This is a genomic window from Salinispora cortesiana (assembly GCF_000484695.1).
Taxonomy (GTDB): domain Bacteria; phylum Actinomycetota; class Actinomycetes; order Mycobacteriales; family Micromonosporaceae; genus Micromonospora; species Micromonospora cortesiana.
Genome location: NZ_AXVR01000085.1, coordinates 1 through 11,486, shown reverse-complemented (window position 1 = coordinate 11,486; position 11,486 = coordinate 1). Strand labels below are relative to the sequence as shown.

Genomic DNA, 11,486 nt, shown 5'->3' with positions numbered 1-11,486 from the left:
TTGAGGGTGATCGGGGTGACGATCGCGGGCAGACCGGCACCGTCGATGTCGGCGGTGAGCAGGTAGGTGCAGTCCTTGGCCAGGTCGAACACGCCACCGCCGGTGGCGTTGGCGGACGTGATCGCGGCGATCAGCGCGTCCGCGTCGCAGGCGACCGCCGTACCCTTCGGCCGCTTCTGCCCATCGGCCTCGGTGGTGGTGCGTCCGACCGCGTGGGCGGCCGGGGCGACAGCGAGGCCGACCAGGGCGAGCGCGACGCTGGTCGCCACAGCCAACCCGGTGGCAGACCACCGCCGGGCCCGGGTGCGGTTCGCGCCCGGCCGCGCCGGTCCACCTCTGTGGTCGTGGTCCTGATACCTCATCGCGGGTGTCGGTGCCTTTCCCTTCACGGCGAGGAACTCCGCCGACCGGGGCCAGCCCGGCGCGGCGTCCCTCGGCTACCGAACCGGCGGTAGCCGACACCCGAACCTAAGCCGACAAAGGCCTCATATGAACATGAACCCGAAAATTAGTCCCCGAACAGGGCCCGCCTGCCGCCAAACCACGATCCGCTCGCGGTCCTGACCGCAACCCGGGCCGTCATGCCTCCCGGCGACCTCTATGGTTCAACTTCGATAGGTTAGCCTTACCTAACTTAGCTGGAGCGTGTCGCGCTCCGGCCCGAACAAGGATCGTTATGGTGCACTACCCCTCGCCCGCCCGGATCCTCGCGGGCATCACCGTCACCGCCCTCGCCGCCCTGGCCACAGTCGGCTGCTCCAGCACCTCCGACACCGGCAGCACGGGACCAGCCGTCTCCCAGGAGGCCGGGTGGCCGCGTACCTTCACCAACCCCGACGGCTCCACCACCGAGATCCCGAACAAACCCGAGGCGATCGTCTCCACCTCCGTATCGGTGACCGGCACCCTGCTCGCCTTCGACGCCCCGGTGGTGGCCTCCGGCTCCGGGGCAACCGGCGAGTTTTTCGCCCAGTGGGCCGAAGTGGCGGACGAACGCGACGTCGCCAACCTCTGGCCCGCCGGGAAGATTGACCTGGAGGCGGTCTACGCCCACGCGCCCGACCTCGTCATCGTCTCCGCCAGCGGCGCCGACTCGCTGGTGGACCAGATCGGCGAACTACGCGAGATCGCCCCGACGATCGTCGTCGACTACGGCGGGCAGACCTGGCAGGAGCTCGCCGTGACGCTCGGGCAGGCCACCGGCTTGGTGGCCGAGGCCGAGCAGACCGTCAGCGCGTTCGACGACTCGGTCCGGGAGGCAGCATCGAAGATCCAGGCGCCGGACGGCAGCGCGAACGTGATCTCGTTCAACGGCGCCGGGGAAAGCAACCCAATCGCGCGCCGCGGTTCCGCCCAGGCCCGTCTCCTCAGTGACCTGGGGTTCACCCTCGAGGACCCGAACCCGGAGTGGAACACCCGAAGTCAACTTCGCGAGGACTTCGTCTGGACCGCGTACGAGAACCTGACCACCCTGACCGCGGAGACCACCTTCATCCTGAGCAAGGACGACGCGGGCGCACAGGCCTTCGCCGTGGACCCGGTGCTCGCGAACGTGCCCTCGGTCCAGCAGGGCCAGGTATACGGTCTCGGGCCGAACTCATTCCGAGTGGACCCGTACAGCGCGACCGAGATCGTTGATGGCGTCGTCGCCCGCTTCGCCGAGTGACCCGGCGCCCGGGTGGGGGCGGCCGCGCCCCCACCCGGTCCGGACGGTCCCGACCACAATCACCAGCCCACGCCGGCGGTACCGCGGCACCGGGCTGCTTCTGCTCTCGGCCGTACTGGTGATCGGCACCTTCGCCAGTGCCACCGTCGGCACCCGGGCCATCCCTCTCACCACCACCTGGGACGCGGTGACCGCGTTCGACCCGACCAACTCGGCGCACCTGCTCGTCGTCCATCAACGCATTCCCCGTGCGCTGCTCGGCATCGTGGTCGGGGTAAGCCTGGGCGTCGCCGGCGCGGTCATGCAGGCGCTCACCCGCAACCCGCTGGCGGAGCCGGGCCTACTCGGCGTCAACGCCGGGGCGGCGACCGCCATCGCCGCCGGCATCGCGTTCTTCGGCGTGACCGAGCCGTCCCGCTACATGTGGCTCGGCGTCCTCGGCGCGGGAATCGCCGGAATCATCGTCTACCTGCTTGGCGGCCTGCGCACCGGCACCAACCCGGTACGGCTCGTGCTTGCCGGCGCCGCCCTCACCGTCGTTCTCATGGCCCTGACCCACCTCATTCTCGTTAACAGCACCGAGCAGGTCTACGACCGCTACTGGCACTGGATGGTCGGCTCGCTCGCCGGCCGTGGCACCGACGTACTGATCGCCGCCGGCCTCCTCGCCACCGCCGGGCTCCTGCTCGCCTACGCCCTCGCACGTCCGCTCGACGCGGCGATGCTCGGCGAAGAGCTCAGCCGGTCACTGGGGGGCAGCCCCACCCGGGTCTGGGCAACCGCGGGCATCGCCGTTATCGTGCTCGCCGGTGCTGCCACGGCAGCGGCCGGGCCGATCGCCTTTCTCGGGCTGGCCGCGCCGCACCTCGCCCGGCTCCTGGCCGGTGTGGACCACCGCTGGGTCCTGCCCTACTCGGGCGCCCTGGCCGCTGCGCTCATCGTTGTCGCCGACACCCTCGGCCGGGCCCTCCCCGCCAGCGGTGAGGTGAGCGTCGGCATCATGGTCTCGATTCTGGGCGGGCCGTTCTTCGTCCTGCTGGTGCGACGCCGCCGAATGGTGCGGTTGTGACCCCGGCCCGGCTGCTCCCCGAGGGGCGACAGGTGTGGCGGGTGGGCGGGACCTCCCTGGTGATCTCGCCGCGGCTGGTGACGATCACGGTCGTCCTGTTGGTCGTCGGCGCGGCCCTGGGCGTCGCGGCGATGGCGATCGGCACGCTGCGACTCTCGTTCGCCGAGGTGGTCGCGGCGGTCGTCGACACCTCCGGGAACGCCCAGCACGACCGGGTCGTGCGGGGTCTGCGACTACCCCGCGTGATCACCGCGCTCTCCGCCGGGGCCGCGCTGGGTATCTCCGGGGCCATCTTCCAGTCGGTGTCCCGCAACGCGCTCGGATCACCCGACGTGATCGGCTTCACCACCGGAGCGGCGACCGGGGCGATCGTGCAGATCATCGTCTTCCAGGCCGAGGCCCTACAGGTGTCACTGGGTGCGGTGGCCGGAGGGCTACTCACCGCGATAGTCGTCTATATACTCTCCCGTCGGGGCGGCGTGACCGGCGGCTACCGGCTGATCCTGATCGGGATCGGGGTGAGCGCCGTGCTCGGCGCGGTGAACGGGCTGCTGCTCGTGACCGGAGATCTGAACCAGGTGTACACCGCCAGTCTGTGGCTGTCGGGTTCACTCGACGCCCGTACCTGGACGCACGCCCTGCCGGTCGCGGTCGGTGTGCTCGTTCTCGCACCGCTCGTTCTCCCCCTCGCCCGCCGGGCATCGCTCATCGAGATGGGCGACGACATCGCCCAGCAGCTCGGGGTCCGGGTGGAGCGCACCCGGGTGCTGCTCATGCTCGCCGCGGTAGCCCTCGCCGGGCTGGCCACCGGAGCCGCCGGACCAATCGCGTTCGTCGCCCTGGCCGCACCGCAACTCGTGGTCCGGCTCACCGGCTGGCGTCGCATGCCGGTGGTCAGCGCCGCCGCGATGGGCGGGTGCCTGCTGATACTCGCCGACACGGTCACCCGGCTGCTGCCGATCACCGCCGCGGTCCCCATCGGCCGAGTCACCGGCATCGTCGGTGGCCTATACCTGATCTGGATGCTGACCCGCGCCAAGCAGGTCTGAGCCGGAAGGACCCCATGACCTCCCCACCCGCTCTCGAGGCAGCCCGCCTGACGCTCGCGTACGAGTCACGTCAGGTCGCTCACGATCTTGACGTCTCCATCCCGGACGGCGCGGTAACCGTGATCCTCGGCCCAAACGCGTGCGGCAAATCAACGCTGCTGCGAGCGCTCGCGCGACTGCTCCGCCCCAAGACCGGCCAGGTACTGCTCCATGGCCAGGACGTGCAGCGGCTGGCCCCGAAGGAACTGGCCCGCCGACTCGGGCTGCTACCACAGTCCTCCGTGGCGCCGGCCGGTATCACCGTCGCCGACCTCGTCGGCCGTGGCCGCTTCCCGCACCAGCGAATGTTGCAGCAGTGGAGCCACGAGGACGAGGAGGCGGTGGCCCGGGCGCTCGCGGCGACCGGGGTGGCGGAGCTGGCGGACCGCGCCGTCGAGGAGCTGTCCGGCGGCCAACGGCAGCGGGTGTGGATCGCGCTGATCCTCGCCCAGGAGACGCCGGTGCTACTCCTGGACGAGCCCACCACCTACCTCGACATCTCGCACCAGCTCGAGGTGCTCGAACTGTGCCGGCAACTCAACCGCGACCAGGGACGCACCGTGGTCCTGGTGCTGCACGACCTGAATCAGGCAGCGCGCTACGCCGACCATCTCGTGGTGCTGCACGACGGCGCGGTCGCGGCCACCGGCGCCCCGGAGACGGTGCTCACCGAGCAGTTGCTGCACGACGTCTTCCGGCTGGAAGCCCGCGTCGTCACCGACCCGGTGTTCGGCACACCGCTGGTCATCCCGATCGCCGCTCGGAACACCGCCGCCGCATGACGTCACCGCTGGGACGCAGGACCGAAGGAACAGACGTGAAGCTCACCGATGGCCCGAGCCGGGTCACGCTGCCGCCCGCACCGCCGAAGCCGCCGTCGCGCCGCACCCCGAGCCCACGCATCGCCCGGCTCGCAGCCGACTGCTCGGCGACGGAGTTCTGGGAGACGGTCGCCCGCCGTACGCCCCTGGTCGAAGGGGCCGGCGACGGGGAGCGGCGGGTGACGTTCCTGTGGCGGTCCGCCGCTGCCACCGCGGTCCACGTGACCGTCAATCGAGTGACCTACGACCTCGACGACAGCCGGATGGAGCGAGTGCCGGGCACCGACGTGTGGCACGCCGCGTTCCGCCTACCCGCCGACTGGCGTGGGTCGTACACAGTGCTCGAAACCGATGCGGCGGGGAGCAGCACGCTCTCCGACATCGAACCACGGTGGGCGATGCGCACGATCCGCGAGGAGGGCGGCACCGACCCCCGCAACCCGCGACGCGTCCACACCCACAGCGGCCGGCTCGCGTCGGTGGCGGAGCTGGACGCCGCGCCACCGCGGGCAGCGCCCGCGCAAGGACCGTCTCCCCGCGCTCAGCGCCTGGTCACACCCGCCGGGCGCCCAGTGTGGCTCTGCCCACCACCGGATGCTGACGACACACCTCGGCCGCTGGTCTTGGTGCTGGACGGGGAGGTGTGGCACGCCTCCGGCTACGCCGCCGCCAGCGCCGATCGGCTCACGAGATCGGGAACGATCCGCGCGCCCTACCTGGCAATGGTCGAGACCGGCGGCACCTCGGCACGCCGGATGGCCGATCTGAGCATTGACGGGGCGATGAGCGAGGAGGTGGTCACGCTCTTGCTGCCGTGGCTACGCGATCGGGTACCGGTGAGCGCCGATCCCCGGGATGTCGTGCTGACCGGAGAGAGCCTGGGCGGGCTCACCGCGCTGAAGACCGCCTTCGACCACCCGGAGTCGGTGGGTGCGGCGCTGAGCCAGTCGGCGTCGCTGTGGCAACACGACCTGCTCGACCGCGCCACGACGGCCGGGCCGGTGCGCCTCTTCCTCACTGTGGGCGTGCTCGAACCGACACTGCTGGAGCCGCACCGACGGCTGCGGGAGGCGCTCGCGGAGAGCCCACCCACCGTGGCCTACCGGGAGTTCCAGGGTGGGCACGACATGGCCTGGTGGCGTGGGCTGTGGGAGGACGGCGTCGCGGACCTTCTCGGTACGGAACGGCGGCCGTCGAATCCGTCACCCCGCTGACCTTGTCGATCACCGGAGGTCGGGAACGGTAGCCGCCCGGGCACGGATCGCGGGGCTGCTATCCGGCACAGCCCGCAACGTTGACGCAGTTGTTCGGCCGATTCTGGATCACGATGGCGCCGGTGGCGGTGTTCAGGTCCACCGTGCCGCCGTCGTTGACGACTCCCCCACCATCGGTGACGGCGATATTGTCGACCACCTTCGTCGTCGCGAGGCTGACCGTCCCGGAGTTGTGGATGCCGCCACCCAAGTCGGCCCGGTTGCCGAGGATCCGGGTACGTCGTATCACCGTCTGTCCCGCGTTGAAGATTCCGCCGCCAGCGGCAGCCATCGCGGTGTTGTTCTTGATGATGCTGTCCTCGATGACGACGTAGCTCCCTCCGCCGATGTCCCCCTCGACGAAGAGACCGCCGGCCAGACCGGACAGTGCGGTGTTGCCAGCCAGGCGGACCCACCGCAACGTCAGCTGCCCGCCGAGACCAACCCGGACCCCACCGCCATCGGAATGGGTCGAATTTCCAGTGATTCGGGTGCCGGTAACCGTGCCGATGCCGCCGGAGACGAACAGCCCACCAACAGACTGCCCCCAGTTGTCAGCGATGCTGCCGCCCTTGACGGTCACGCTGCTGTCGGAGGCGAAGATGCCGCCGCCGAGGTCGGCGATGTTTCCGCGGACGTGGGACTGCGCGATCTCCAGTGGGCCGGCACTGAAGATCCCACCGCCGCGCTGGTCTCCGATATTCCGTTCGATGCTGGAGTGCCTGACCCGGGTGGTGCCGTTGCTGGCGATACCGCCGCCCAGGATATCGGCGATGTTACGAATGACGGCGCTGTGGTTGATGGTCAACGCTCCACCGGTGTTGACGAGGATCCCCCCGCCGCCCTCGGCGGCGTGTCCGCCGGTGATCGTCAGCTGGTTGAGGGTGAGCTCACCACCGGCGTTCACGGCGAGGATCCGGAACTGGTCGACGGCGGCGGCCCGCTCGATGGTGGTGTTCCTGCCACCATTGAGAGTGATCGGAGTGACGATCGCGGGCAGCCCGGTGCCACCGAGGTCGGCGGTGAGCAGATAGGTGCAGCCCTCAGCGAGGTCGAGCACGGCACCACCGCCGGTGTTGGCCAGGGCGATCTCGGCGATCAGCCGATCCGAGTCGCAGGGGACCGGCTTGCCTGCCCGCCGCTCCCCCTGTCTCCCGTCGCCCCTACCCGCCTCGCCCCTGCCCCCGTCGCCCTTGTCCGCCTTGTCGGCCTCGCCCCTGCCCCCGACGCCCTTGTCCGCCTCGCCCCTGACCCCGGCGCCCTTGTCGGCCGCACCGTTGCGTTCGTCCCCACGGTCGTCGCTGGGTGGCCCGTCAACAGGGGGTCCGGACGCGGCCGGCAGGACGCGTCCGACCGTCTCGCCGGCCGGAGTCACGACAACCCCGACTGCGGTGAGCGCCAGACCGGTCGCCCCGGCCAACCCGACAACCCACCACCGCCGCCACCATGGCCGCACCGGCTCCTCGCCCGGACGGTCGGGCTGCTCTCCCTGGGTGTGGCGCTGATGGTTCATCGCGGTCTCGATGTCCTTCCCCGTGCATGGCAAGGAACCACCCGGCGGGGATGCCAGTCGAGGTCACTCCTCAGCTACCCGCCGGGGGATACCAGCCACCGCACGCTAAACAAAGGGAAGCGGCACGGAGCCCTGAATACGGCTAAATCCACCAAACCAGACGAACATGAATATCCTTACGCCCCCTGGCTGCGGACTCCGCGCTGGGCCGATACTCGGCCGCGGCCTCGCCGTCCGACCGCCGGCGAGCCCGACCGATCACGACAGCTGCCGCCACCGAGCCGAGGACCAGCGTCAGTCCGGCGCAGCCGAGAATGGTGGGCTGAGCACCGAAGCTGGTGATCATCGGTCCGCCGGCAAGGGTGCCGAGCGGCACGGAGAGAGTCCCGATCGCGCTGTACACGGCGATCACCTGAGCTCTCGACACCCCCTCGGTCTGGCCCTGCAACAGGGCCATCGTGGTGGCGGAAAGGGGGCCCAGACGAGCCCACCCACAGCGAACATGACGAGCGCCACCCCCGTTGGCGCCCCGGCACCCAGCGGCAGCAGGGCGACGCCCCAGGCCAGCACGATGGTGATGGTGACCGGCCACAGCCGCCAGCGCCGTAGGTAGCCAGCGGCGAAACCGCCGACGATCGCGCCGACACCGAAGACCGCCCAGAACGCGGCGAGGGTTCCGGCCGAGTCGCCGGAACCCTCCGCAACGTGGACCGGCAGCGCCACCAGTATCGGCCCGTACAGGAAGAAGAAGCCGAAGGTCAGGATGGAGAGACCGAGCATGCCACGGTCACGTGAGATCCCAGCCAAGCCGGCGAGACCAGACGACCTCCGTGCTTCGAGCGGAACGCGCGCCGTCTTCGGCACCGCGAGCAGGTAGGTGCCCGCCAGGACGGCGAACGTCGCGGCGTCAATGGCGATGACGACGACCGCGCCACCAAGACCGATGATCACCGCTGCGAGGGCAGGGCCGAACAGGACTGAGGCCTCGGCAAAAAGACCGATGAGCGCGTTACCCGCCAGGCGGTGTTTCGGCGGGAGTAGTTCGGCGACGAGCGTGAATCGACCGGCCGACCCCCACGACCGCAGCAGCGAGGAGAGTCCAAGCAACACCGTGTACAGCCAGATGTCCAGCACTCCGGCCAGCTGCGCCACCGGAATCAGCGCGGCATCACGGTCCGTAGAACCGCATCCCACGCGGCCAACTGGGCACCACCGCGACCACTGAGCCACCGACCGAACAGAACCGTTCCGAGCGTCCCCGGCAGGGTGTACGCGGCGATCGCCACCGCAGCCCAGATGGCCCTGCTTTCCGGTGGGGCCAACTGAAGGGCAAGCCAACTGACTGCGACCAGACTCATGCCATCACCCAGATATGACAACACGACCCCGGGAGCAGTCGCCGCAGAATGCGGTGCCGCAGCACCGGCCAATAGGGCGAGGCACGGATAGCAGCAGGTACCGCTTTCCGGAAGGCCATACTGGGAAGCATCCCCCCGCCACCAACCAGTCGCAATAAAATTAGCTCCCAGCAGAGCTGGCACTTCGACTGAAGTAACTACCGGCACCGCATCCGCCCAGTTCCCATCCCACCGCCGGGATCACACGCAAGGCGCCGGACCTCATCGCAGCCTCGGCATCCTTCCCCAGCACAGACAAGGAACGGCCAGGCAGCAGCGACGCGAGGGGCGCCGGGACCCACCTGCCGCTGGCGGGCCGCCAGCCCGTAGGACAGCCACGCCAAGGCCAGCGAATATGAATAGGGCGACGAGCACTTCGACTGCGGCACACCTCGGTGATCAAGAACCAGCCGCGGCGCGGCATGCGCTATCGAGAATGGAATTCACGTCTCATATCAATGCCCGCCGACCACCCACAGAGCAATCTGCGACAAGGCTTTGATCATGCTCATGAGCCACCTGGCCGCTAGAATCGATTAATCATCTACCAGTCGGCATGAATTGTCGAGATCATGATTCATAGAGGAATCAGGATCCCACTGATCGTGCCGCCAAAACGCTAGGCGTATACACCGATCAAATTTGCATCTCAATTAAGGGAGGAACATGTCCGCCACCAACCCGCATCCGGTCCCGAACGAGGAACCGGAGCAGCACATCGGGATGCAGACCCCGGATCCATGGCTCGACCCTGAGCAGACCGACTGGCCAATTGTGGAGGTGAACATCGATGGCATGGATGGTGGTACCGAACCTGGATGAAGCCCGTGATCAACTCGACAAGCGGTTCCCCAAGCGAGACACCAGGTCGGACGGATCGATCGGCGACACCTCCCACCAAAGCTCCCCGTCAAGCCACAACCCGGACCGAACCGGTCGGCCAGAGTATCGCGACGGCGACCACCTCGACGAAGTACGGGCCCGAGACTTCGACGCCGACCTACGCGACCCGGGCGGGGTCACGATGGAACAGGTCGTACAGCTGTGGGTGAAGCTCGCTCGCTCCGGCTCGCTGTGGTGGGTCCGATACATCATCTACAAGCGCCGAATCTGGCACCGCCGGCACAACTTCGCCACCCACACCTACACCGGCTCGAATCCGCACACGAGCCACTGCCACGTGAACTCTGACTTCACCCAGGCCGCCGACACGGTGCGGGGCACGAACTGGCGGCTCGACCAGCTCGGCAGGCCAGGGCCGGTCGAGCCCGAGAAGCCCACGACGGTCCGACCCGCACCGGGGCCGGCGGTGGCATTCCCCCTGCCGAGCGGCTACTACTTTGGCCCCCGCAGCGGAGGAGATCGGTCGGTGTCGGGCTACTACCGCCGGAAATTCAATGGCAAGTCGGACCGGCAGTGGCTCGCCACGTGGACCAAACAGCTCACCCGCCGAGGCTGGCCCGCTGGCAAGGGAGAGCGGTATCTCCGCAAGGACGGCCACGACGGCCGGTACGGCCCGGAGCACCGGGAGCTGATCAAGGCGTTCCAGGCGGATCAGGGCCTCAGCAGAGATGGGCTCCTGGGCCGCAAGACGTGGAATGCCGCCTACCGCAACCCAATTCGCTGATCATCACCAAGGGTTCCGCCCCACCACGTTCGTGGTGGGGCGGAACCCTTGGTGTTCTGCTCGGAGTGTCAGCCGGCGCAGCCGGGGACGTCCACGCAGTTGTTGGGGCGGTTCTTGATGACCACGGTGCCGGTGGCGGTGTTCAGCTCAACCGTGCCCATGGAGTTGACGATGCCCCCGCCGTCGGTGACCGCGATGTTCTTGACCACCTTCGTCGCGAAGAGGGTCAGGGTGCCGGAGTTGTAGATGCCGCCGCCCTCATCGGCCTGATTACCGATGACCTTGGTGTTTCGCAACACGGCTACTGCCGAGTTGTCGATTCCTCCGCCGAGGCCGGAGGCGGTGTTGTTCTTGATGAGGCTGTCCTCGACGACAGCGATGGTGTCCAACACTTCGGCGCCCTCGACGAACAAGCCACCGGCGATACCGGACAGCGCGGAGTTGTCGGAGAGGTTGACCTTCCGCAGCGTCAACTGCCCGCCTTCGCCGACCCGGATACCGCCACCGTTACCACTGGCGGTGTTCTTCGCGACCTTGGTGCCGGTCAGCCTGCCGATTCCGCCGAGTTGATACAGCCCTCCTCCGTCGGATGCCTGGTTGCCGGAGATGCTGCCGCCCTTGACGGTGATGGTGCTACCGCTCTGGAGAATGCCACCGCCCTGGTCGGCGGTGTTGTTGTCGATGTGCGACTTGATGATCTCCAAAAGGCCGGTGCTGAAGATCCCACCGCCTTGTTCACCGGTGATGTTCCAGTCGACCTTGGAGTACTTGACCCGAGTGGTGCCCAGGTTGGCGATGCCGCCGCCGTCGCCGTCGCCGTCGACGATGTTGCGGGTGATGGCGCTGTGGTTGGTGGTCAACGCTCCACCCGGGTTGACGAGGACTCCCCCACCGCTGCCGTCGGTCTGGCCGCCGGTGACCTTCAGATGGTTGAGGGTCAGGTCGCCACCGGTGTTGACGGTGAAGATCCGGAACTCGTCCACGGCGGCGGCGCGTTCGATCGTGGTGTTCTTGCCGCCGTTGAGGGTGATCGGGGTGACGATCGCGGGCAG

9 protein-coding genes and 2 pseudogenes are annotated in these 11,486 nt (G+C 68.6%); 7 read left to right on the top strand and 4 right to left on the bottom strand.

The annotated features are described in order from the left end of the window. Positions 1 to 362: pseudogene (locus K228_RS0122655) on the bottom strand (right-handed parallel beta-helix repeat-containing protein); the annotation flags it as partial. Between the two features lie 314 nt (positions 363 to 676). Here K228_RS0122655 and fepB point away from each other — a divergent pair. From fepB to K228_RS0122630, 5 genes are all read left to right on the top strand, one after another. Further along, on the top strand, positions 677 to 1,666 hold the full coding sequence (gene fepB / locus K228_RS0122650) for a Fe2+-enterobactin ABC transporter substrate-binding protein (RefSeq protein ID WP_025620462.1): 990 nt from the start codon (positions 677 to 679) through the stop codon (positions 1,664 to 1,666). Between the two features lie 118 nt (positions 1,667 to 1,784). Next, on the top strand, positions 1,785 to 2,735 hold the full coding sequence (locus K228_RS0122645; RefSeq protein WP_025620461.1) for an iron chelate uptake ABC transporter family permease subunit: 951 nt from the start codon (positions 1,785 to 1,787) through the stop codon (positions 2,733 to 2,735). Continuing rightward, entirely contained in the window at positions 2,732 to 3,784 is a 1,053-nt protein-coding gene (locus K228_RS0122640) for a FecCD family ABC transporter permease (RefSeq protein ID WP_025620460.1), read from the top strand. The genes K228_RS0122645 and K228_RS0122640 overlap by 4 nt, the downstream gene beginning before the upstream one ends. A gap of 14 nt (positions 3,785 to 3,798) precedes the next feature. Beyond that, positions 3,799 to 4,605: an ABC transporter ATP-binding protein gene (locus K228_RS0122635; RefSeq protein WP_025620459.1), complete on the top strand. Its 807-nt coding sequence runs from the start codon at positions 3,799 to 3,801 to the stop codon at positions 4,603 to 4,605. A gap of 35 nt (positions 4,606 to 4,640) precedes the next feature. Further along, on the top strand, positions 4,641 to 5,858 hold the full coding sequence (locus K228_RS0122630; RefSeq protein WP_025620458.1) for an enterochelin esterase domain-containing protein: 1,218 nt from the start codon (positions 4,641 to 4,643) through the stop codon (positions 5,856 to 5,858). A 58-nt stretch (positions 5,859 to 5,916) separates the two neighbouring features. Here K228_RS0122630 and K228_RS0122625 read toward each other — a convergent pair whose 3' ends face one another. After that, positions 5,917 to 7,410 carry a hypothetical protein gene (locus K228_RS0122625; RefSeq protein WP_025620457.1) on the bottom strand — a complete coding sequence of 498 codons (1,494 nt, stop codon included), beginning with the start codon at positions 7,408 to 7,410 and terminating at the stop codon, positions 5,917 to 5,919. Between the two features lie 142 nt (positions 7,411 to 7,552). Beyond that, positions 7,553 to 8,833: pseudogene (locus tag K228_RS30265) on the bottom strand (MFS transporter). A gap of 640 nt (positions 8,834 to 9,473) precedes the next feature. On the opposite strand from K228_RS30265, the gene K228_RS29000 reads away from it, so the two are divergent. Both K228_RS29000 and K228_RS0122610 read left to right on the top strand, forming a co-directional pair. Then, positions 9,474 to 9,629, top strand: coding sequence for a hypothetical protein (locus K228_RS29000; RefSeq protein WP_188116244.1), 156 nt, complete (start codon positions 9,474 to 9,476; stop codon positions 9,627 to 9,629). Further along, a complete protein-coding gene (locus K228_RS0122610; protein WP_025620456.1) occupies positions 9,607 to 10,434 on the top strand; it encodes a peptidoglycan-binding domain-containing protein in 828 nt (275 codons plus the stop codon). The genes K228_RS29000 and K228_RS0122610 overlap by 23 nt, the downstream gene beginning before the upstream one ends. Positions 10,435 to 10,502: 68 nt before the next feature. Here K228_RS0122610 and K228_RS28995 read toward each other — a convergent pair. Next, positions 10,503 to 11,486 (bottom strand): hypothetical protein (locus tag K228_RS28995; RefSeq protein ID WP_025620455.1); only part of this gene is annotated, 984 nt, incomplete at its 5' end.